Below are 23,151 nucleotides of genomic sequence, written 5' to 3' on the forward strand. Positions count from 1 at the left end.
GCCTTTTTTGATCAATATTGGTTCGCCATCGCCAAATCGCGGGAGCATTCGGGCCGAGGTTTCAGCCATAGAGAGTAGACCACAGGTACCCAAACCAGAGACAAAAGGGTGGTCAGTGCCGTGCCTCCGGCAATGGCTATGGCAAAGGGGGGCCAAAAACCGCCGCCACCCAGAATAAGTGGCAGAAAGCCGCCTACTGTAGTGATAGTGGTTGAACCTATATGACGACTGCAACTCATCACCCCGGCGAGAATGACTTCGGTGTCGCCGGCGCGTGCCATAGGCTCGGACTCGAGTTCGGCCAGGATCACTATGGCGGCATTGATAGCCAGACCCATCAAGCCCAGCAGACCTATTATCACGGTAAAGCCAAAGGGATAACCCAAAGCCCAGACCGCCAGCAGCCCGAGCCCCGCCGATTGCAGGGCGCTGAGCAGAATGATCCCCGTCAGCCTGAAGGAGTTGAAAGAGAGTACCAGCACTGTCAGCAATGCGGCGATCACCAAGACGATATTGGAGAGCAGATTACCCACGGCTTCATCACGTTTGGCACTCTCACCGCCTATCTCTATTCGGTAGGAGGCGGGCAGTTTAAGCTCGGCCAGTTTGGGTTTGACTCGCTCCAGCACTTTTTGCGGCAGCACGCCGGAGGCGATATAGGCTTCGAGAATATTGACCCGCTGGCCATTATAGTGAGGAATGGCGCCGCGACTGGCATTGACATGGCTTTGACTCACGGCCGAAAGTGGAATCGACTCACCATTGGGCGACAGCAGACTTATCTGTGACAGCCTGGATTGCTGCTCGCCGACACCGGCACCCAGCTTGACTCTCACCGGCAGCGATTCGGTTTGCTCCAGCAGGCTGCCGCCTGTGATGCCTGTGGTGGACATCTGAATCTGCGAGGCGATTTCTCCCAGACTCAGGCCGGCCATCAGGCTGGCATCTTCATCGAGCTGCAGCCACACCTTGGGCGCCCCCGGGCTCAGGGTGGCCCGGGTGTGGATCACATCCCGGGTTTCGGCCAACATTCGCCGCACCTCATCCCCAAGCTCGGCCAACCTGTCGAGGTTGGGGCCATAAAGCCTCAACTCCACAGGGGCGTTGAAGGGAGGGCCCTGCTCCAGTTTACGCACCAGGATCTGCGCATCCGGATAGTCCTTATCCAGCCGCTGTTGCAACTCGGGGATTAAGCGATTGGCGGTGCGAAAGTCGCGGGTTCTTACCATTGCCTGGGCGTATTGGCTGGCGCCTTGCTGCTTTTGAGTCAGGTTGTAGTAAAAGGAGGGCACGTTCCCGCCTATGACCCAATTGACGCTTTCTATGCCGTCAGTACTGCGCAGCTCACTATCGAGCTGCTTGACTCTCTGCTCTGTTCTCGCCAGGCTGGCATGGGGCGAGAGGTAGAGCTCCAGCTGGAACATGTTTCTGTCCGATGGCGGGAAAAACTGCTCTGTCATCTGCCCGGAGGCCACAAAGCCTGTCAACGGCAAGATACCGATCAGCAGCGCGGCAGTTTTCGGGTAATCAAGCGCCAGTTGCAGAGTCTGGCGATAGGCTCTGGCAAGCCTTGGCAGATTCACTCCGTGGTGGTACCAGCGGTTGTTGTCCCTGGCGCGGCTAAAGCGTCCGGCGAGACCGGCTATCAGGGTGTGGGATATGAGGTAGGAGCCGAGCAGGGCAAAGATCACCGAAATGGCAATGCCACCGACAAACTCGCCGGCGGCGCCCGGCATCAGCACTATCGGCGCGAATGCCAGCATGGTGGTGATGGTGGAGCCGGCAAGCGGCAGCCACAGGTGCCTGATGGTGGCATTGACCGCTTGCAGCTTGCTCATGCCTTCGCGGCGACGCTGGGCAATGGCATCGACAATCACAATGGCGTTATCCACCATGATCCCCAGGGCCACCACCAGGCCGGTGACCGACATCTGATGAATGGGCAGGCCGGTAAACTTCATGCAGGCCAGGGTAAACAGCGCCGTCAGTGGCAGCGACAAGGCGACGATAAGCGCATTGCGCATGCCGACAGTCACCAGTAGCACCAGGAGAATGAGCACAAACCCTTGCAGCAGGTTGACGAGCAACTCCTGCAGACGCTCATTGGTATACCCCTCTTGCTCAAACAGCCATTGCATGCGGATATTGGCGGGGAAGCCCTGTTCCAGCTCGGCCGCAACCTGGCGGACTTGTTCACTCCAGATATCCACCCGAGTGTTGTTGAGCATGCGGGCGGCCACCATGATGCCGGGCTCACCGTCCAGCAGCGCCAGATTATCCGGCGGATCCTTGGGCTGGCGGCTGATAACGGCGATATCGCCAAGGCGGATCAGTTGCCCGAAACTGTCGGTCTTCAGCGGCACCTGGCGGATACGCTCCAGCGAGTCCAGTTCACCGGAAACTTCCACCAACGCCCGGAAGCTCTGGTTGTTGATTTCACCGGCCGACACCTTGGTATCGGCCTGATTGAGAATTCCGGCAACGGCTCCCGGTGTCAGTCCGAGACGATTGATACGCTCGCCATCCAGCGTTACCAGAATTTCCTCCGTCGGCGCGCCATAGAGTTTGACAAAGTCTGTGCCGCTCAAGAGCCGCAGTTTGCTTTGCAACTCTTTGGCGTAACGGCTGAGAATGTCGGGGCGCGCTTCTCCGCCGCCGTGCCATCCCAGGCCTATGATGGCGGTGTAGGCGTAACCCAGTTGATCGTCCAGTACCGGCGGATTGACACTCTGTGGCAGGCGGCCGCTGCTGTCGGCCAGCAGATCTCTGGCTCTCGACCAGACCGGCTCGGTTTCTATGACGTTATCTTTGAGCTCGAGTTGAATCACTGAGACCCCGGGTCTTGAGGTAGACTGGATAAGCTTGAGTTCCTCAAGTCGCCTAAGCTCATTTTCCAGTACTTCAGTCACCAGTGCCTCGACCCGCTCGGCGGAAGCGCCCGGATAGCTGGTGATCACAGAGGCAAAGCGGTTGGTGATATGGGGGTCTTCGGTGCGTGGCAGGCTGGAAATGGCGCCGAGCCCGGCAACCAGCAACAGGGCTATCAACAGGCTGGCGAGGCGGCCATTCTCGACAAAAGCCTTGATAACAGCGTTCATTGCCCACCTCTTGCGGTCAATGCCGCTCCCGGTGAGACCCGTTGCCCGGCAACCAGTTTATGCAGGCCTGTGGTGACAAACTGCTCTCCCGGGCTGATGGCACCGGTAATAAAGGCGTTGTCGCCTTCGGTATAGAGAATCTCCACGTCGCGGCGCTGCAGTTTAAATCCTTCGACATCTTGCTTGAGTACGTACAGATTCCACAGACCACGAATACCGTCGGTGAGCGCCGATACCGGAACCCAGTAGCCTTCACGGGGAACTTCACGGCGGTACTGCAAATAAGCCAGTTCGCCATTGATAGGTGTCGTTTCCGATGTGGGGGTGATGCTGAACCTGAGCTGCACTGTGCGGGTGACGGGATTGATTTGGCCGCTGATCCCTTGCAGTTGGGCCTGATAGTAGTGTTCGGCAACTCTGAGACTGAGAATGGCTCCCGGTTGCAACTGCTCGGCAATATTCAGCGGCACACCTATCAGTGCCTGCAGATTGTCGCTCTGCACCAGGGTAAAGACCGGGCTGCCCAGGGCGATGACTTCGCCGAGATTATGCTCTCTTGCGGCTATCACACCGGCAAAGGGGGCGATGAGAAGCGATTTCTGCCGCTTGAGCTCATTGGCCTTCAGTGAGGCTTCCAGCCTGGCGTGCCCGGCTTCCAGGCTGGCCAGTTTGCCTTTGAGCTCGTCGAGTTGCTGCTCGGAAAGATATTGTTTGGCACTGAGCTCCAGTGAGCGTTTCAACGTTGCCCGGGCCAGCGAGATATCGGCCTGATTCTGATCCAGTGCCGCCTGTAATTCGGTCTGCTCTGCTTCCAGCAAGCTGGTATCCAACTGTGCCAACAATTGTCCGGGTTTAACTCTGTCACCTGTATCTACCAGGAGTTTTTGCAACTTGCCTGCGAGTTCGAAACCTATGCCTGTGGTATTGCCGGCCCGCACGCTGCCACTGAATTGCTGCAGCTTGGTGTAACCTGGCTTTAACACAAGATTGGCACTGTTGACCACTGGGGGTTTGGTTTCACTGTGCTCAGATGGCTGTGGTTGGCAAGCGGATAGGGATAATAACAAAGTGAGGGTGGCAACCAGCGCACCGCTGCCCAGGCTCCTGTGGCTAACGTATTTGGTTTCAGGCCGGGGTACCTTGGGTTTTCCGGCGTCCTTGATGGTCTGTTGCAACGTCCTCTCCCTGCTTTGACTGATAATTGTTATTGATGGGTTAAACTGGACTTACTAGTCTAGTTTGATGGAACTGGACTGTCTAGTCTATTTTGTGGTCTAATGCATGCCAAGGCGTTGCCGAATTAGGTACTAGTTATAACGATATGAATACTCAGCAATTAAGTCGTAGTGAACAGAAGAGGGCTCAGATACTGGAAGCCGCAATCGAGCTCTTCTGCGCTCAAGGGTTTCCCAATACCAGCATGGATGAAGTGGCTAAAACCGCCGGGGTGTCGAAGCAAACGGTTTACGCTCATTTTGGTTGTAAGGATGAGCTGTTTGTGGCGGCCATTGAATCCAAGTGCGTGGTTCGCCAGATTGCGGAAGTGCTGTTGGCCGACGCTGCCCGGCCGGAGCAGGCGCTGGCAGTGTTTGCTGAGTATTTCGGTGAGCTGATCGTCAGTGAGGATGCCATTACGGTTTATCGCGCCTGTGTTTCCCAGGTGGATACTCATCCAGAACCGGCGCAGCTTTATTTCGATGCCGGACCCGAGTACATGTTGGGTCTGTTGGTGGATTTCTTTACCCAGGTTGAGCGTCATGGCGGGTATCACTTCGGCAACAAGCGTCAGGCCGCGGTGAGGCTGAGCCTAATGTTGTTTGGTGAGCTGCGGCTCAGAAAAGAGTTGGGGCTGGATACAGGGCAACTCGAGGCGCAACACAGGGATTATTGCATTGAAACGGCGGGATTGTTTCTCAAAGCGCATAGGTTGGAATAGCGTACTGTTATAATTGGGCTTTCTTTGAACGGCAAAAGGACATGAAATGAAAAAAACGGCCGCATTTATCTTATTGGGCGCTATGAGTGCCAGCACTGGCTTATTGGCCGCAGAGGCACCAACCTCCCGCTATACCCTGAGCCTGGCGGCCATTGAAAATGCCGATACGGATATTGACGGTGGCGGAGAGCTGGGACGCCGCAGCTATCTTCTGGGCGCGCGCGGAGATTGGCAACTGGATCAACGTTGGGGTCTGGGTGTCAGCCTTGGCTATGACAAACTGGATTGGGATTTCTCTGCTTTGCCAACCAATGGCGCCAGTGATATGGCTTTTGCTGCCAGTCAGTTTGAATCGGCCCAGCGTTACTCGGCTTCTGTCAGCCTGAGATATACCCTGAACCGGCATTGGAGTCTGATGCTGGCGCCTCAGTTGCAGTATGCTTACAGTGATGATGTTTCCTCTTCTGATGCCAGAAGCTATGGTGTCATCGCCGGCGCGGTTCACAGGTTTAATTCGGGTAACATGTTGGGTTTTGGGGTTGCTTATCTCAATGATATCAGTGAGGTAAGAACTGTTCCTTACTTGCTTATCGATTGGCAACTCAGTGACAGATGGCGGGTGGGCAACCCCTTTCAGGCAGGTTTTACCGGCCCGGCAGGGATAGAGTTCAGTTATCGGATTTCGCCTGAGATGGAATTGGGATTGGGGTCATCTCATCGGACTGAGCGGATTTTGGTGGGGGAAAACGAACAGACACTGGAGCTGACGGAAATAAGCAGCTTCGCCCGTTTGGGCTGGCAGTTGGGACAAGGATTCAATCTCAACGCCTATGTGGGTTACTTCATCAACCCCGAGCTTGAATTGAGCGAGCCTGAGATCAAGCGGGAGCTGGATAACTATCTGGCCGGCGCTGTCCATCTCAGCTATCGTTTTTGATTGACTTGCCCGTAGGAGCGGGCAAGTTTCATCGATTCAACCGGGCATTCGCTAAGCTATTGACCCGGGAAATTCATTCAGAGGCTCAGTTAGCCAGCATCGCCTTTTTCAGGCTGCTCTGGGCCGGTTCATCGCCGAGCCAAATGTTCAGCAGCGCGCGGCGAAAGTTTTCCCCGGCGATGGTGTCCTGCAATTCACCGTTCTTATAGGCACTGACACCACTTTCCTGGCTGGTATACAGGAGAAAGGTATCGCCTTCTTTGATCTCTTCCTGAAACAGGCTCATGAAACGGTCGATATCGGCCTGTATGGCCTCAGTTTTACCGCCTGTTGCGTCATCGAAGCCTTCAGTAATCGCCGAGCGCATCTTATCTGCGGTGATAAGACCCGAGACTATCTTTAAGCTGACTGCTGCCTGTGGCTGCTCCAATACTGCGGCTGTGGTAGTCGCCTTAGCAGGCAGATAGAGCCCACCAATGTAGAGATCCATAAAGAACTTGCTGCGTACCCCGGCACCATTGAGCTTAAGCGGGGTTGCTGCCTGAATGCTGAGGGTTTCCGGGATATTTTCACCGGCAATTTCGCGGGCATTGATTGTGGTGGATAGAGACAATCCCAACAGCAGGGCGGTTAAGGCTATTTTTTTCATTTTGTTCTCTTGCTCTCTTGGTCGCTTGTATCTTAATGAACTGACAAGGGTTTTATTGTTGATTGAATGCTTGTCAAAACTATCCGCGCAGGCCCATTTTGAAGTTGCCATCCTGACTGAACCAGACGGCTTGCTTGTGTTTGGGGCTTATCAGTAAGGGACCATCGTCGAAAAACAGAAAGCATTTCCAGTTCCGGGCGAAGACTTCCCAGCATGTTTGGATCACCTGATACTTTTCATAACAGAAATATACAGGGGCATTCGCCGGCCAGTCGATGAATTCGGCCAGAGGTTCCGGCAGGCTGTTGTCTTCACTGTCCCAATGGCTTTGCCAGTATTCCGTTTGATGCCAGGTGGAACTGCGGCTGGCCCAGTCGCCCTTGGTAAAATCCTCGGCGCAGCTGCTCTTATTGCTTATCCAGCGATTCCACACTTCCATGGCACTCTTCTGATCCAGCGGCAATATGGCCGCCTTGTCCTGGTCACTGACCGGTAGATCCTTATGGTTGAAGATCCATTTGCGGCGATACTGATCGAGTGGAATATAGCTGTGATTCAAGTTTTGTTCTCCGGAACTGCGCTTATTTGCCGGGGCATTATAACGGTGGCGAAAGGGGAAAAGAAAGGCCGCAGGAAACGGCCTTTGGCGTTTAGTTTCTGTTTTGCAGTTCAGTTAATCCCTGCTTGGCGCTGAGATTATCCGGGTCAAGCTCCAGTACTTTATGAAACGCCGTGACTGCGGCTTCATCCTGCTGCACGGCCTGCATGAACTGCGCTAACTTCAGCCATACCTGCAGATCCTGCGGATATTTACCTAGATAATCCAGATAGGTTTCCAGTGCCTGTTGCCCTTTACCACCCAGACGTAAAATGTGGGCATATTGCGGCAGAAAACTGTCATTCAAGTGGCTTAATTCCGCCAGAGTGGTTTCGGCCAGAGGCAGCATGTTGAGCTGCAGCGCCAGCACTGAAATCATTCTGAGCTCGGTTTCGGTTGTTTGTTGCTGATCTATCTGTTGCAGTGCATGCAGTGCTTGTTCAGGGGCTTGTTTAAGCACCTCCAAATTGGCCTTGGCCAGCCAATAGAGGCGTTTGAGCTCGGGTTTTTCCGGCAGTACGAATTCGAGGTTATTCACCATTTGCTGCAGACCGTGTTGATGCCGTTGACTCTTAAACAGCATTATCTTGTCAAATATTCTGTCCTGAGTATTACTGTCGGCCAAGACGTCGCGATAAACTTGGCGTGCAGTAGTCAACATCCTGTGGAAGTTCTTATCGAGTTCATCGGCCAGAGTTAGTTCCTGAGGCCGTATTTGATGGTTTTGCCGCCAAATATGCACTCTGCCTGGCGTGTTATCCTGCTGCCACTGCTTGGCCAGTGACTCGAGTTTGGCATCCGGGCTGAGTTCTTCTTGGCGGGATTTCACCCGGGTTAAGGCGCTATCAACAAGCCCGCCCAAGTGCTTGGCAATGACACAATAGGCCTGGTAGTAATCCAGGTTCATCTGCTGCATTTGGGTTTGAGTCCACTCGTCGCTGCTGCGAGCGGTTAGAAATGCTGAAAATTCCCGGTAACCATAAAACTTGATCAGTTGAGCCATGTCACTGAAGTCTTTGTTGAGTTTGGCCTCTGTGGTCTGCAGTTGTTTTAACAGTTTGTTCGAAGGGTTTTTTGAATTGATTTCAGCCTGACAGGCTTTGAATGCCTTATGGGTAAGGTTTTCAATTCGGGTCAACTTTTGCTTGGCTTGTTCGAGTTGTTGAAAACACAGTTGCAGATCGGCTTTCTTATTTACTTGTTTCAAGTTTGAGCTTGAAAACCGCTCTGACAAGGGTTTTTTGCGCTGTTGTAGTTTTATGTTCTCGTGAGAGCAAAAACCAATGCCCGCTATTCTGGCGGCGTCCTCGGAAAGGTTTATATATTCATGCTGGGGATGGGCGGCGATTTCATCTTCAATCGCCTGCCTGGCATGGAGTAACTGAAGAGGGGTCTCTGCCAGATAGCCGCTGTAGGTCTCCACCCATTCACACATATGCCCAAGGCTGGGACCCAATTTCGCTTCCTGAGTGCCGGATGCGTGGGAAACGCCATGCCTTGAGTAACACAGGTCCATGCCGGTAAACAGTATTTGGCTAAAGCCCATCTCTATTGCCAGCAATAATGAACTGTTGGTAACAGTTGGGCCTTTGGTGATGATATTGCTGTGCTTGGTTTGCCAGGGGAAGCGGTCACCCAGATAGAGATTTTCCCCGGCCCATTGGCCCACTATCCAAGGGTGAGCGTGGTAAGAGTGAACCAGGAGAAAATCTTCGGGGTATTGCATCATCTCTCTACTGACATCAAAGCTGAATGCCTGTGGATCCACTGTCACGACTATGTCAGGTTTTATCCCGTGATTGATGAGCTTGGCAGCAATGCGGGAAACCGCGAATATGGTCATTCTCTGTTGATTGGCCTTGAGCCAATCGAGCTGTAAGTCCATTGAAGGGCCGCCCGCGACTATAATGGCGGTTTCCCCTTCAAAATGCCCTCGCAGTATTTCTACCGGAGAGTGGTTATCGCAGACATTTTCCAGTTGCCGCTGTACAAACTCTTTCTGGTTGTAGTTGACACCTTGATTGAAACGTTCGTGATCCAATGCCTGTGCAATAGCACTTTTTAGCAAAATATACTCGGGAAGCGTCTCGGCTGCTGCGGCCATAGAGTGGTAATGGCGGTATTGGCCTTTGGCGATACAAATATCATTACCGGCTTGTTTGAGTATCTCGGGCAATTCGGCTTCTGTAGTGATCCATAACTTACTCTTGAGTGAATCTGGAAGGTCAATATTGAGTAGGTTCAACACTTCCGGCAGTTCGACGAAGATAAAGCGGCTTCCGGCTGGAAGCTCCATAGACAGTATATAGTTGGCCAACAAGCCAGAATCCATGCCGGTGAAGATGTAAAGGGTGTCTTCAGCCGTTAATTGCTTGGCGAATTTATTGCGATATTGGCTTGCCGAGTCGAATTGTTCAAACATCTGCCGGTTGATCGCCGGCAGATAGGTTTCGTTGAAACGGCTAACGGCAAAGGTATTGAGCATGGCTGATGGAGTGCTTTGCATCTGGGCCCCTGATGGCTTGGACGCCAATTGTCTGACGTTTTACTGTGCTTGAGTCCATAATCTCAAGATATGTGCCAGTTTTCAAAGAGGTGAAGTGATCTCTGTATTGAAAATCGGCTTTTGACTTTGTCTCCTAAGTTTTTGTTATACAATGAAACCTATACTGTGCATACTTTAAGTTGTTGGTTAATAGCCTGGTTTGGCTCAGATTTTGTATATTGACCGGGATAAGAGGATGACGTAAAGCCATTCAGGTTTATCGTCAGCGTAAAAGCAGAGGGCTGGATAATATATGTTCAACAACCAAACAATACTCATTACTGGTGGGACAGGTTCCTTCGGACAGAAATACACCAGAACTCTGCTGGCTCGCTACAAACCCAAGCGTTTAATTATCTTTTCCCGTGATGAGCTCAAGCAGTTCGAGATGCAGCAGCAGTTTAATGATCCCTGCATGCGATACTTTATCGGCGATGTGCGCGATAGTGACCGTTTGATGCAGGCGATGCAGGATGTGGACTATGTGATTCATGCCGCAGCGATGAAACAGGTTCCGGCTGCTGAATACAATCCTATGGAATGTATCAAGACCAATATCCATGGCGCCGAGAATGTAATTAAGGCGGCGATCAGCAATAAAGTGAAGAAAGTGATCGCGCTATCGACCGATAAGGCGGCCAGTCCTATCAACCTCTATGGTGCCACCAAATTGGCCTCCGATAAGCTGTTTATTGCAGCCAATAACATCGTCGGCACCAGCAAAACACGTTTTGCAGCGGTGCGTTATGGCAATGTGGTGGGGTCCCGGGGCTCTGTGGTGCCGTTTTTCAAGAAGCTTGTTGCCGATGGCGCTGAGTCCTTGCCGATAACCCATCCGGAGATGACCCGCTTTTGGATCACCCTGCAGCAAGGGGTGGATTTTGTGCTGAAGAACTTTGCGCGGATGCAGGGCGGGGAGATCTTTGTGCCCAAAATTCCTTCTGTGCGTATTACCGAGTTGGCCAAGGCTTATGCTCCGCACCTGGAGCATGAGATTATCGGTATCCGTCCCGGCGAGAAAATGCACGAAATCATGTGCCCTGCAGATGACTCACACCATACTCTGGAGTTTGACGATCACTTTGTTATCACGCCAAGCATCCGGTTCTTTGGCCGGGAAACCGATTTCTGTACCAATGCGCTTGGAGAGACAGGGCAGCCGGTAGCAATGGGATTTGAATATAACTCGGGAACCAACCCTCATTTTCTGGTCGGGGATGAAATAGTCAAGCTGGATGCAGATGTATGATCCCATATGGCAAACAGAATATCAGCCAAGACGATATTGATGCTGTCGTTGAAGTTTTGCAATCCGACTGGCTGACTCAAGGCCCCAAGGTGCCGGCGTTTGAACAGGCGATATGTAACTATACTGGCGGCAAATTCGCCGTTGCGGTAAACAGCGCCACATCGGCTTTGCATATTGCTTGCCTGGCACTCGATGTCGGGCCAGGCGACAGGGTGTGGACATCCCCCATTACCTTTGTGGCTTCCGCCAATTGTGCCTTGTACTGCGGCGCGAAAGTGGACTTTGTTGATGTCAATCCCGAATCCGGGAACATGTGCCCTGAAGCGTTAAAGGCCAAGCTGGATCAGGCTAAACGAGAAGGTACTCTACCCAAGGTGGTTATTCCGGTTCATCTTTGTGGTCACAGCTGTGATATGGCTGCTATCGCCGAACTGGGTAAAGCGTATGGATTCAAGATCATCGAAGATGCCTCCCATGGTATCGGTGGCAGTTATCAGGGGCATAAGCTTGGCAGCTGTGAGTTTTCGGACATCACGGTTTTCAGCTTTCATCCAGTCAAGATAATTACCAGCGCCGAAGGCGGAATGGCACTGACCAAGAGTCAGGTATTGGCCGATAAGATGACGCTTTTTCGCAGTCATGGGATCAGTCGAGAACCCAATACCCTATTGCGCCCCGATGAAGGCGGCTGGTACTACGAGCAACATACCCTGGGCTTCAATTACCGTATGACAGATCTGCAGGCGGCGCTGGGGCTTTCGCAACTTAAGCGCTTGGATGAATTTGTCTGCAAGCGCAACCAACTGGCCACTTATTACAGCCAAGCATTGGTCAAGTTGCCGGTTGTGGGCGTGGAGCCTTTACCCGGTAGTATGAGTGCTCGTCATCTTTATATGATACGTCTCAAGGAGGCCGGGCGGCGCCGGGCGGTGTTCGATACCATGCGAGAGCGAGGCGTTCAGGTGCACGTGCATTACTTCCCGGTGCACTTGCAACCCTATTACCTCTCTCTTGGCTTCAAAGAAGGCGCTTTCCCGGCAGCAGAGCAGTTTTATCATGAGATATTGACTCTGCCTTTGTATCCGGCTCTGGATGAAACCGCTCAGCAAAAGGTGCTTGATGAGTTGACCGCCAGCCTAAATACCAGGGCGGCATCTTAAGCTCGAGAATGTAAACTCGAAAATGTCAGCTTGGGACTGTCAGACTGTCAGACTGTCGTGCTGCCGTTTGCTTTACCCTTTGCGACTATTTTTTTGCGACTAGCTTTGTCGCTCTCTTTGCCGCTCTCTTTACAACTAGCTTTGCCACTAGCTTTGTCGCTATTTTAGTAGCGAGCTGATTTCAGCCATCAGCTGCTTGATGCCGCCATGGTTGGCAAAGACCCTGGCGGCCTCTGTTTGCAAATTTTCGCGCACTTTGGCATCACTGAGCAACAGTTCCAGTTTGTGAATGGCATCAGAGAGCGAGTCGCTGATAAGGCAAGATTGCGTTTTCTCCAACAGTGCCAGCTCGGCGTCATCGCACAGATGCAAGGGCGGCAGCAGCAAAGTCGCCGCCCTTGCATAGATGGATTCAAACAGCGACAAGCCATAACAGCTCAGCACCACTTCGGATTCGGCAATCAATTGCTTGAGATTTTCCGGATTTTTAAGCACTTGGATATTACACCCGGCGGGCAATCGTGGCCTCGGTGCCAATGGCCCCTGGATCCAGACTATCGGCCAATCGGTATGCAGTTGACTCAGTAACCCTGGCAACGCTTGGCCATACCCCAGGGCATCGCTGCCGCCGGTCAATACCAAAATTTGAGGCTTCTTCGGCCTTTGGGGAAGGGGACTGAACAGGTAGTTTTGCCAGCCGGAAGATACCTTGGGATGTTGCAGTGAGGTATTGAAGCTGGGAATGAACAGCCAATCCAACTCAGGTAACAGCGGCGCCAGTTTGTCTATGCCGACAAGTTTGCATCCCTTGTGTCTTAGGTTTTGCAGCGCCTGCTTGATGGCAGGTAGAGCGATAAAATCCGGGTGGAGATCCAGTATGATCAGCGGGCTGGCATCGGCCTTCAACGCAGTAAGCCATTCCGCTTCTGTTTGATACCAAGTGACTTTTGCTGATGATGTCTGGGCGAGTGAGTTAGGTGTCGAGCCTTCGTAGAGCGCATGAACTTGGGCACCTATGGCCAGATACTCCTGCAAGGCATCGGCGATTAACTCGGCGCGCTTGAAGTGTCCCAGGCCGATCTCCGCTCCCAAGTGACAATAGATGCCGGCCTTGGCGTATTGACGATCAGCGGCCTTTTGCTGCACATGGGCGTTGATGGCACTCAAGGCCGGGTCACTGAGCAGTTGCTCCTGAACCCAGACGAGGCTAACGATAGAGTCTGCAGGATGCTCGGCGTACCAGCGGCGGTAGACCTCAGTCATGAAGCGGTAATCGGCCTGGGTATCGACAGAGATTCGCTGGTGGACTTTTGAATAGTCGCCGCTGTCGGGAATGCTCAAACGTTCGAGTATCGGGGTTAACTTATCCCCATAGCCTACGTGTTCTCTGGACATGGCACATTGACTGACCGACATCAATTTGTCCCAGCCTCGGCGGCTATAGAAGGCCATCCCTTCATGCATAGAAACAACGCCTGGGTTCAGTTCAATGCTGTCTTTCCCCGATGCCTTGAGCGCTTTCAGCCCATGGTCGATAAAGCCGGGATCTATCAGTGGACAATCACCGCAGACGTAGAGAATATAATCCGGATCTTGCCTTTGGATTATGCAATCAAGCCTTGCCATCAGGTCGTTGACATCGCCTTCATAGGGATGACATTCGACGCTATGCTCAGTAGCCCAATCCAGCAGCGGGCGGTTAAAGTCATCTGCGGTTGTGGCCAGTTCACAGTCATTTACTTCTTGGCATTGCATCAGCCTTCGCCAAATATGGCTAATCATGGGGTCGCCGGCCAGTGGCAATAAGTGTTTTCCCGCCAGGCGACTGGAGTTGAGCCTGGCCCCGACAATGGCAAGTGTCTTGGTCATAGCGACTGTTCCTCTGTTTTGGGTGTTTCTGTTGCCGAAGGGCGAGAGGTTTGGCTAACTGGACTGATGCACAGCTCAAGGCTCAACAGTTGCCCGCCGGGTTTGAGGGTTTCATCGGCCTCAGCCAGCGAAAACCACAGCCGATTCAGATATTGTTCATCGATTTTTTTGCTGGAAATCATCGGCAAGGCGGCACAAAGCGCGGGGTTCCAGTCAATGCGAATGCCTCTTGCCCGGGTGCCAAAACAGATGGAGCCCGAGGTTGCCCCCAAGGCGCTGGATGAGGAGACTATCGAGGAGATTGGCGCGCCCTGATCCATGTCACTGGTTATCTGGAAATATTCATCCCTGTGGCCACCGAGGCGAGTCTGATACCAGGCCCGCTGCTCACAATCGAGTAGGGTCATAAAGCCCAAGCGTACCGAGGCTTCCGGGCGGCTGCTCTCTTCGAAATGAAAGCCGCTAAAGAGGCGCTCACCTTCGAGCCGATACCACTTTAATATCGCGCCGCTCTTGAGCGCTTGGCGGCAATAGATGACCAGGCAGCCGTCTTGCTCCCCTAGCTGGTATTCCACACGGTTGAGATCGGCCACTCTGTCGCGGTCGCGAAAACGCTCCAGCAGGAGGTGATTGCTGTAAAAATCGACGCCATAGCTGATATGGTCGAAGTAGCCGTGTGACAGGGTACCGACAACGGCTTCAAAGTCATGGCTGGCAAAGGCCAGCGTATCAATTGCCAGACCGCGGTTGCCGTTGAGTGTCAGCCTGATGTCCGGGGTTTGCACCTCCAGCCTACGCCTGGCCTCATCATAATGAATGTGGATGTCTTTACGGGTTTGCCAGGGCGTAAATGTTGACGCGGCCGAAGCCATCTGGGGTAATGCCAGCGCATCGTAGCGCGCTTGGGTCAGGTGGGTTCTGAGATCGCTGGCCCAGAGGCGGCACAAGTCTCGCCAACTCTCATCGTCTGTATTGGGCTGCGCCTTGAGCTCAGCCAGCCTTTGGTAACAAAGGCTATTGAGGTGGAGATCATTGCGGCCGCTCAGTCCCCAACGGGTAATGTTGTATTTGGCCTGTTTTTTGACCGAAACCGGGTGCTGGGCATTGGTGAGTGCCAGGGGTTCTAAGCCTTGCCAATGTTGAAGCAGCTTGGAGGGGAGGCTCCACTGGTAGCCATCCATGTCATTGAGGGCCATGAACAACTGCGCTATGCGCTGCCATTCGCCGCTTATTGGCTCGGCTTCGGTATGGTAGCGCCCGGGACGGAAGTCAAACACTTCGGCGTCGCTGCCATAAACCGGAAATGCCAGAGTGCCGGGTTTCAACACCTTGCGCAGATATTGCAGATAATCTTCCAGAGTTAGCTCGCCGTGAACATAGCGCTGGAACTTTTGAAAGGCGATGGCATGGTTCCAGATGACCTTGATCTGTCGGCCGCTGGCGCTCTTTAACGATTGCGGCCGCATTAGCCGCTCTCGTTGCCACTCTGGGTTATGGGAAAAGGGATTGTCCCACTCCACCACCACGGCTTCGAAGCCTTCATCTATGTAGATATCAAGCAAGCCGGCTGAAACCGCTTGTTCATTGAGATAGGCGAGTCTGGGGCTTATGCCCAACAGGCGCTGATAAGCCTCTTGACCCAGCCTCAAGTTGGCACAGTTGACCTCGGCCGGGATCAGCGGCCCTATGATTTGGCTGTCGCCGCTGGCAACCAGCTCGCATTTTTGTTGCTCCAACAGTTCTTTGAAGCGAATGACCCAGGCTGGGTCTACCGCGTTGATACACTCGAGTGTATAAGCGGTTAGCTCAAGACCAACAGGTATGCCCCCCTCAGCCAACTGCAGCAATGGCCAGTAGCAGCGTTTTACCACCTCAGAGTGCTGCTCTGTTTCAACGGAGGAAAACGCCAGGTTGAGGTGAAAAACCGTGTATAGGGCTACCCGTATGTTTGAAGCTGGCATGGATGCTTGGCTGGTCATTTGTCGATGTCAAAGCTGTATATGTTTGAATAATAACAAATGCGATGGAGATGACCAGTAACAACTTGATAAGCCCATCCGAGGTTAGTAGTCGCTTTTACCCGCTTTAACTCGCTAAACTAGATACAGATTATTCAATTCCGGGTGAATGAGGCCGATAACCAGGAATATATAAGTCCTGGCTTATAACTTGCATTCAATACGGACAGCGTTGGATTAGTGACACATATTGCATTGAGGAAAGCACATGGTATCAATTGGTTGTGATAAGCACTCTGGCCCATTACTCGATGAGGTTGGCGGGTTTCAGGTCATAGACTGCCAAGTGTGTGGTTTTAAACATGTGCACCCGCTACCCACAGCAGCCGAGCTGGAAACCGTATACCGGCACGAATACTATGTCAATGATAAGCCATTGTTTATCAAGGAAGGTACCGCAGATAGCCAATGGTGGCAGCAGGTGTATTCTGATAGATTTGATACTTTGGAAGATTGCTTGCCGGAGAATGAGCGCAGAATACTGGATGTGGGTTCCGGTCCGGGGTTTTTCATCCAACACGGCCAGCAACGCGGTTGGTCAGCCATCGGCATAGAACCCTCAGTTAGGGCTTGTGAACATGCCCGCAGTTTGGGTACTGAGGTTATTGAAGACTTCTTCACCGAAAGTAGCGCTGCCAAACTGGGTAAGTTTAACGCTATCCACGCGAACGCCGTGCTGGAACACATTCCCAATCCCATCGAAATGTTAGCCTTAATGAGGGATTCTTTGGTTTCCGGGGGAGTGCTATGCGTTGTTGTTCCCAACGACTATAACCCCTTTCAAGAGACACTGAGAGAGATTGAGGGATATCGTCCCTGGTGGGTTGCTCCGCCTCATCATCTGAATTTCTTTGATTTTGACTCACTCGGTAACTTACTTGAAAAGATGGGGTTCGACGTCTTCCTCAAAGAAACCACATTTCCGATGGATATGTTTTTACTCATGGGTGACAACTATGTTGATGACGGCCAGTTGGGGCGGGCGTGTCATCAAAAACGGATCAGATTCGATACACAATTGAATAAAGCAGGTCGTAACTCGAGTAAACGGGCCTTCTATCAAGCCTTGGCCAATGCCGGCTTGGGAAGAGAAGTAGTTTTATTTGCCAGAAAGGTCTAGTCAGACGCGACAAAATAAGGAGAAAACAATGAATAAGGTCAGAGTACTGATTCAGGCCAGCTCCCGCTCTTGGGCCGGGGGAACCGATATATGTATGGGACTGGTTGATGGCGAAATCGCCGTTGTCAGAACCGTTAAGCGTGCCCTGAGTGCTTTCCCTGAGTATGAGGTACGTCTTGCCGCGCCGGAATTTGATCGAAGTGGCGCCTTGGATCAGATTGTCAGTGACTTGAATGATCCCAGATTAACCGCATTTTATGGCTATGATGAAAGCCCGCTAAAGCGAATGCTGGCGGCCGCGGAAGATCTCAATGATGAGGATTACATTCTAAGGGCCGATGGCATCCACTTCTGTTTTGATGCGGATCTCAGCAAGGAAATGTTGGCGCTGGCTCAAAGCCGTCAGTTGGATTGCGTTAAGTTACCCGATGATTTTCCGGTCCATTTCAGTTCCGAAGTGTTTAGAGTCGGCGCGCTGAGAAAACTTGTCACTCAATTGCAGGCTCCGGAAGATGCCAAGTTTCACGTCCATCCCAAATGTTATTTTGCCCTCAACAGGCATGAATTCAGTTTTGAGTACCTGCTTTCAACCCCGAGTTATTCGGATGAATACCTGTCTGAGTGTCGACGTCTGGCCAATGCTATTTACGAGATCCCCCGTCAGGAGGTCAATGGTAAGCGGATAGCCTCGGGAGACAGGTTGGGCTTTCATTACGAACTGGCGCTCCGTTATTTGAAGCCCAATATGAAAGTATTGGATATCGCCTGTGCCGATGGGTATGGCGTGAGGATGATGTCCGAGAGTCTGGCGCAAGTTCACGGAGCCGATTTGGATCCGGAAAGTGTTGCCTTTGCCAAAGCACACTCACCACAAAAGAACGTGGATTTCTTTGTTGAAGATATCACCGCCATGTCTTTTGCGGATAACAGCTATGATGCGGTCACCAGCTTTGAAACACTGGAACATGTACCTGAACGTGAGTGTCTCAGTGAGCTCAAGCGTATTATTCGCCCCGGGGGCATGCTGGTGTTGAGTACGCCTCAAAATAGTCTGGGACATATTCCCGTTAATGCCTGTCACTTGGTGGAATATGACTTGGACTATCTCCTGAAGCTGGTCGGCGAATATTTTCATATCGTCAAGGTTATAGGGATCAAGGCCGGGATTATCTACGATAATGCCGATCCTTACGGCACAAACACCGTGTTGGTCTGTATCAATCCTATTCGATAATTGCTGAGGATTAACTTCTATGGCAAATAATGCCTGCAAACCGTTTGCAACCTCTCCAACCGAACTCAAGGCGTTACCTGTAGCTGCCTTGGCCTCTCAGGCTGACGCTATTCGCCATTTTCTTATCGAGAAAATATCTGCCACTGGTGGGCATATTGGCGCCAACCTCTCTGTGGTGGAAATGACGCTGGCTATTCACTATGTGTTTGATTCACCAAGAGACAAAATCATATTCGATACCGGCCACCAAGGATATACCCATAAGCTGGTGACCGGCCGAATGCCGGCTTTTGACTCCTTGAATACCTATCGTGGCATGAGCCGATTTATAGCCAGAGAAGAGAGTGAACACGACACCATAGATGCGTCTCATGCCGGTACATCCATCTCATTATCAAGCGGTATCGCCTCGGCGCTGCGCTCTCGGGATGAAACGGCTTCCACGGTTGCGGTTATTGGCGATGGCTCTCTTGTGGAAGGGATGGCATTTGAAGCATTGAACTTCGTGGGAAGCGCACAAGACCTCAAACTGGTTTTGGTGCTGAATGATAATGAAATGGCGATAGCGCCATCGGTTGGTGGCGTGAGAAACGTCACCACGGGAAAAGATTGGCAGCAAAAGTCGCGGCATTTCTTTGAAGGCTTGGGTTATCAGTATATCGCTGTGGCTGACGGCCATGATGTTGAAGCCGTAGTGAAAGCTCTTGAGGCCGCCAAGCAATTAGCTCGACCTTGTGTCGTTCATTTGAAAACCGAAAAAGGCCGCGGTCTGGCATGTGCTGCCGGGCATCCATACAAGTTGCACTTTTCCATGCCGTTTGATCCTGCCACTGGGCAGGGGGCTGCGCCTACCGTTGCGGGCAAAACTTATGCCGTAGTGCTTGCTGAAAAGCTTGAGAGCTTGATGCAAAAAGATGGTGATATTGAGGTCATCACACCGGCAACGCCCTATGCATCGTCTTTGGACAAGTTATTTTTAACCTATCCGGGCCGAGTCATAGATGTGGGGATGGCAGAGCAGCATGCCGTGGGTATGGCCTGTGGCCTGGCCCTGGAAGGGAAAAAGCCGGTTGTGTGCATGCAAACCACATTTATGCAAAGAGCATTTGACCAATTGTTGCACGATGCCTGTTACATGGACCTGCCGGTCACAGTGTTGGGGGTCAGAGCCGGGTTTGCCGGTTACGATGGTTCAACCCACCATGGTCTATATGATATTCCCTATCTGCGCTCTTTCCCCAATATGCAGATTATCTATCCGGCCAACTCTGCTGAAGCGGAGCAGATACTGGCGCAGAGGCTTGCGGCGCCCAAGGGGCCTATGGTGATCCTGCATCCTTATGAACCCATCTTGGCAACCGAACCCGCTATCGGGCAGATGGAGCCTTGTGGTCTGTCGGTGGCCGCCGAAGGGCGGGATGGCTATTTGATCGCTTTAGGCAACACCCTGGCCAGTGCCTGGGAGTTGAAATCCAAGCTGCAACAGTCTGGTAAAGACTTCGGCATCATTTGCATTCAGAGTATCAAGCCTTTCCCTGAGGCAAGGCTCAAAGAGCTGCTGTTGCCGGGCATGGATATAGTGACATTGGAGGAGAGTGTTCTGGCGGGCGGATTGGGCACCGCGGTACTGGAAACGCTCAGAGATGCAGATATTCGAGTTAGAATATTGCGCACCGGGGTCAATGATGCCTTTGTTCGCCCTGGCAGTAAACAGGAATGCAGCCAGGAAGCCGGGATCAGTGTGGCACAAATTCATGAGCAAATTGGGCAACGCTGGCCTGAGTATCTGGAGACGACTCATGGGTAGATTGGCGGGAAAAGTGGCTCTGATAACCGGAGCCTCCAGAGGCATTGGAGCCGGGTTAGCCCTGGCGTTTGCCCGCGAGGGAGCCGACATTATTCTTAACTATCGTGCCAATGATGCTGCCGCCAATTCTGTTGCGGAACAGATCCAAGCTATGGGCCGCAAGGTATTGAAGGTCAAGGCCGATGTTTCGCAGCGTGATGATATCAAGGCGATGCTTGAAGAGAGCAAAAAGGTTTTCGGTCGGGTAGATATCCTGGTCAACAATGCCGGTATTAATCAAAGGGGCTGGTTTGAAGAAGTCACAGATGAGGCCTGGGATCTTATTTTGGGAACCAACCTCAAAGGGCCTTTTATCTGTTGCCAGGAAATCTTTCCCCTGATGAAGGCAAACGGTGGTGGCCGCATCATCAATATCTCCTCGGTGGCCGGACAGTATCACGGGCCTAAAACCGTGCATTACGCGGTATCCAAGGCCGGACTGAATAGCCTGACCAAAATCCTGGCCCGGTACGGCGCTGAGCACAATATCCTGGTGAATGCCGTAGCGCCAGGTTTGGTTAGAACAGATCAAACTGCAGATGAAATTGACTCTCCGGCAGGTGCCAGGGTGTTGGATATGACGCTGTTGAAAAAGGCCGGGCGGATTGAAGATATTGCCAGCGCTTGCATTATGCTCGCATCGGACGAGCAACAGTATATGACCGGTCAGATCCTTGCAGTGAGTGGAGGAGCCATTCTTGATAACTGAGCACAAAACTATCTTGTTGCTCGGCGGCAGTGCAGATCAGCTGTATGCAATCAAAACCGCCAAGAGCATGGGGCTCAAGGTCGTTGTTGTGGATGGCAATCCCAGCTCCCCCGGCTTTGCGTTGGCCGATGAATATGCGGTTGTCAGTACCAGAGACTTGCCGGCGTTAAAGCAATTTGTTGATGGGTTGACCTATCCTGTCCACGGTGTCGCCGTGATGGGCAGTGATATTTCCCAATATGTGTCGGCCCTGGCTGAACATCTGTCTTTGCCCTGTATTCCCTTGCAGGCGGCAGAGATAGCAACAGATAAATTGAAAATGAAGCAGTGTTTCGCTGCTCATGGATTGCCTATACCCTGGTTCAGCGCCGTAGATAGCCTGAAACAGCTATTGGAAGTGATTGCTGAACGTGGCCTTCCGCTGATCATTAAGCCGGTTGACCGCTCGGGTGCGAGAGGGGTTTTCCTTCTTACAGAGGGAATGGATATCGAGATGCTCTATGAGCGTTCGGTCAATGAATCCTTTAGCGGTCAAGTCATGGTTGAGGAGTATTTGCCGGGTCCACAAATCAGCACCGAAACTTTGTTTTATCAGGGAAAAAGCGTTACTCCCGGGTTTGTGGACCGCAATTACGAAATGCTGCAGAGGTTCTCGCCCTACATCATTGAAAATGGCGGTTGGCAACCCAGCCGATTGTCGCAAAGCCTAAGGAACAAAGTTGAGACTTTGATAGATCAGGTTGCTGATGCCTTGGGTGTAACATCCGGGGTGATTAAAGGCGATATCGTTTATACCCAGAATGGTCCCAAGGTGATAGAAGTGGCCACCCGCCTCAGCGGGGGGGATTTTTCCGAGAGTCTGGTACCACTCGGGCTGGGGATCAACTATGTCAAAACGGCACTGGAAATCGCCTTGGGGCAGAAACCTGACTTCGAGGCGTTAACCCCTAGGGTTAACCAGATGGTTGCCAATCGATACTTCTTTCCTGAGCCTGGAAAATTGTTGGCCATTGAAGGTGTTGCTGAAGTTAGCAAACAAGACTTTGTCAAAAAGCTGGAGTTTTTTGTCAAGCCAGGAGAGCAGATTAAACCTGTTACCAGTCATGCCGATCGCGCCGGGGTGTTTATTGTCGTGGCCGATAATATGCAAGAGCTGGAACAGAGGGTAACTTGGGTTTATGAGCAGATCCGTTTTATAACGGCATGCTGAAACGCGACTTGGCATGAATAGACAGGGGGCTTATGCCCCCCGTTTTTTATCAATTGCCTTGATAGCTTAGCCGCATATGCTTTAGCGGCCGCAAACCATCGCTGGGGTCGGCGCGCCAGTCGCGATCCGGCGCTTCGCTGGGGGCCAGCAATTTGTCGCTCTGACCGTCGATAAGCTCGGCTTCGCGGCATTCGGCGATCACCGGCTGCATCTGCTGGGGTAGCCAGCAGTGCCCTGCGGCGTATTCGGCGCCCTGTTCATCCAGATCGATATGAAATTCCACGCAATCGGCCTGCCAGCGGCCAACGGCGCGGCGAATCACTGCCGCTGATACGCTGTGATCAGACCAACCCACTTTAACTCCATAGCGCTCGCGAAAAGCGCCAATTACCGCCAGGTTGCAGTCGGATTTAGGCGTCGGGTAGGCCGATACGCAGTGCAGCAGGGTGATATCGCGGCAACCTGAGTCTTTCAACACAGAGATAGCGTGATCAACTTCGTCGAAGTTGGCCATGCCGGCAGAAATGACCACGGGTTTTCCTGTCTTAGCACAGGCGATCAGCAGTTCATCCCACAGTAGCTCGTAAGAGGCGATTTTGTAGAAATCGACATAGGGTTCAAGTTCTTTGACGGCATCGAGATAAAAAGGCGTGCAGGAAAACGCAATGCCGTGGCTATCGCAGCAGCGTTTCAGCTGTGGCAGAAAACTGACTGGCAGTTCCCAATCCTTGCGCTTTCTGTGCATTTCGCTCTTTTCGAGGATCTCGGGGGCGAACAGCTGATCAATTTTAAATAACTGAAACTTGACGGCATCACAGCCGATGGCCGCCGCAGACGCGATAAAATCAAAGCAGCGTTCCAGATCCCTGTGATGATTGCTGGATACTTCGGCAATAAAAAGCGTATGTTTCATCAGTTTCTTCCGCTTGGGTGATTCAAGTGCTTTATCGGCACTGAAAGAGTATTCCTGAGT

17 protein-coding genes are annotated in these 23,151 nt (G+C 52.3%); 9 read left to right on the forward strand and 8 right to left on the reverse strand.

Annotated features, from left to right (window positions below; all coding sequences use genetic code 11):
- Window positions 1–11 precede the first annotated feature (11 nt).
- Both E1N14_RS06760 and E1N14_RS06765 read right to left on the reverse strand, forming a co-directional pair.
- Window positions 12–3,098 (reverse strand): efflux RND transporter permease subunit, encoded by a 3,087-nt coding sequence (locus E1N14_RS06760; RefSeq protein ID WP_062793297.1) that lies wholly within the window; start codon window positions 3,096–3,098, stop codon window positions 12–14.
- Window positions 3,095–4,183, reverse strand: a complete 1,089-nt coding sequence (locus E1N14_RS06765; RefSeq protein ID WP_037436431.1) for an efflux RND transporter periplasmic adaptor subunit — start codon at window positions 4,181–4,183, stop codon at window positions 3,095–3,097. Before E1N14_RS06765 ends, E1N14_RS06760 begins: the two co-directional genes overlap by 4 nt.
- Window positions 4,184–4,419: 236 nt before the next feature.
- Here E1N14_RS06765 and E1N14_RS06770 point away from each other — a divergent pair, with 236 nt between their 5' ends.
- Window positions 4,420–5,034 (forward strand): TetR/AcrR family transcriptional regulator, encoded by a 615-nt coding sequence (locus tag E1N14_RS06770; protein ID WP_025009386.1) that lies wholly within the window; start codon window positions 4,420–4,422, stop codon window positions 5,032–5,034.
- A 46-nt stretch (window positions 5,035–5,080) separates the two neighbouring features.
- A complete protein-coding gene (locus E1N14_RS06775) occupies window positions 5,081–5,971 on the forward strand; it encodes a DUF6268 family outer membrane beta-barrel protein (protein ID WP_025009385.1) in 891 nt (296 codons plus the stop codon).
- A gap of 85 nt (window positions 5,972–6,056) precedes the next feature.
- Here the strand turns inward: E1N14_RS06775 and E1N14_RS06780 are convergent, their stop codons facing one another.
- From E1N14_RS06780 to E1N14_RS06790, 3 genes are all read right to left on the reverse strand, one after another.
- Window positions 6,057–6,620 (reverse strand): chalcone isomerase family protein, encoded by a 564-nt coding sequence (locus tag E1N14_RS06780; RefSeq protein WP_025009384.1) that lies wholly within the window; start codon window positions 6,618–6,620, stop codon window positions 6,057–6,059.
- Between the two features lie 79 nt (window positions 6,621–6,699).
- A complete protein-coding gene (locus E1N14_RS06785) occupies window positions 6,700–7,179 on the reverse strand; it encodes a DUF2947 domain-containing protein (RefSeq protein ID WP_025009383.1) in 480 nt (159 codons plus the stop codon).
- Window positions 7,180–7,270: 91 nt separating this feature from the next.
- Window positions 7,271–9,724 (reverse strand): 6-hydroxymethylpterin diphosphokinase MptE-like protein, encoded by a 2,454-nt coding sequence (locus E1N14_RS06790; protein ID WP_025009382.1) that lies wholly within the window; start codon window positions 9,722–9,724, stop codon window positions 7,271–7,273.
- A 292-nt stretch (window positions 9,725–10,016) separates the two neighbouring features.
- Here E1N14_RS06790 and pseB point away from each other — a divergent pair, with 292 nt between their 5' ends.
- On the forward strand, window positions 10,017–11,012 hold the full coding sequence (pseB, locus tag E1N14_RS06795) for a UDP-N-acetylglucosamine 4,6-dehydratase (inverting) (protein ID WP_062793296.1): 996 nt from the start codon (window positions 10,017–10,019) through the stop codon (window positions 11,010–11,012).
- Window positions 11,009–12,172 carry a UDP-4-amino-4,6-dideoxy-N-acetyl-beta-L-altrosamine transaminase gene (gene pseC / locus E1N14_RS06800; protein ID WP_025009381.1) on the forward strand — a complete coding sequence of 388 codons (1,164 nt, stop codon included), beginning with the start codon at window positions 11,009–11,011 and terminating at the stop codon, window positions 12,170–12,172. Before pseB ends, pseC begins: the two co-directional genes overlap by 4 nt.
- A 159-nt stretch (window positions 12,173–12,331) precedes the next feature.
- Here pseC and E1N14_RS06805 read toward each other — a convergent pair whose 3' ends face one another.
- Both E1N14_RS06805 and E1N14_RS06810 read right to left on the reverse strand, forming a co-directional pair.
- Window positions 12,332–14,041: a cytidylyltransferase domain-containing protein gene (locus tag E1N14_RS06805; RefSeq protein ID WP_037436401.1), complete on the reverse strand. Its 1,710-nt coding sequence runs from the start codon at window positions 14,039–14,041 to the stop codon at window positions 12,332–12,334.
- Window positions 14,038–16,002 (reverse strand): glycoside hydrolase, encoded by a 1,965-nt coding sequence (locus E1N14_RS06810; protein ID WP_062793295.1) that lies wholly within the window; start codon window positions 16,000–16,002, stop codon window positions 14,038–14,040. Before E1N14_RS06810 ends, E1N14_RS06805 begins: the two co-directional genes overlap by 4 nt.
- A gap of 265 nt (window positions 16,003–16,267) precedes the next feature.
- On the opposite strand from E1N14_RS06810, the gene E1N14_RS06815 reads away from it, so the two are divergent.
- The 5 genes from E1N14_RS06815 to E1N14_RS06835 are packed head-to-tail and all read left to right on the forward strand — an operon-like array spanning window position 16,268 to window position 22,178.
- Entirely contained in the window at window positions 16,268–17,179 is a 912-nt protein-coding gene (locus E1N14_RS06815) for a class I SAM-dependent methyltransferase (RefSeq protein WP_062793294.1), read from the forward strand.
- A 28-nt stretch (window positions 17,180–17,207) separates the two neighbouring features.
- A complete protein-coding gene (locus E1N14_RS06820; RefSeq protein ID WP_025009380.1) occupies window positions 17,208–18,413 on the forward strand; it encodes a class I SAM-dependent methyltransferase in 1,206 nt (401 codons plus the stop codon).
- A 19-nt stretch (window positions 18,414–18,432) separates the two neighbouring features.
- Window positions 18,433–20,220, forward strand: coding sequence for a 1-deoxy-D-xylulose-5-phosphate synthase (locus E1N14_RS06825; protein ID WP_062793293.1), 1,788 nt, complete (start codon window positions 18,433–18,435; stop codon window positions 20,218–20,220).
- Complete coding sequence (locus E1N14_RS06830) at window positions 20,213–20,968, forward strand: SDR family NAD(P)-dependent oxidoreductase (protein ID WP_025009379.1); 756 nt, start codon at window positions 20,213–20,215, stop codon at window positions 20,966–20,968. Before E1N14_RS06825 ends, E1N14_RS06830 begins: the two co-directional genes overlap by 8 nt.
- Window positions 20,958–22,178, forward strand: a complete 1,221-nt coding sequence (locus tag E1N14_RS06835) for an ATP-grasp domain-containing protein (protein ID WP_025009378.1) — start codon at window positions 20,958–20,960, stop codon at window positions 22,176–22,178. The genes E1N14_RS06830 and E1N14_RS06835 overlap by 11 nt, the downstream gene beginning before the upstream one ends.
- Before the next feature lie 49 nt (window positions 22,179–22,227).
- On the opposite strand, the gene E1N14_RS06840 is transcribed toward E1N14_RS06835, so the two are convergent.
- Window positions 22,228–23,091, reverse strand: a complete 864-nt coding sequence (locus E1N14_RS06840; RefSeq protein WP_025009377.1) for an N-acetylneuraminate synthase family protein — start codon at window positions 23,089–23,091, stop codon at window positions 22,228–22,230.
- Window positions 23,092–23,151 lie beyond the last annotated feature (60 nt).

The organism is Shewanella algae, from assembly GCF_009183365.2.
In the GTDB taxonomy this organism is placed as follows: Bacteria; Pseudomonadota; Gammaproteobacteria; order Enterobacterales; family Shewanellaceae; genus Shewanella; species Shewanella algae.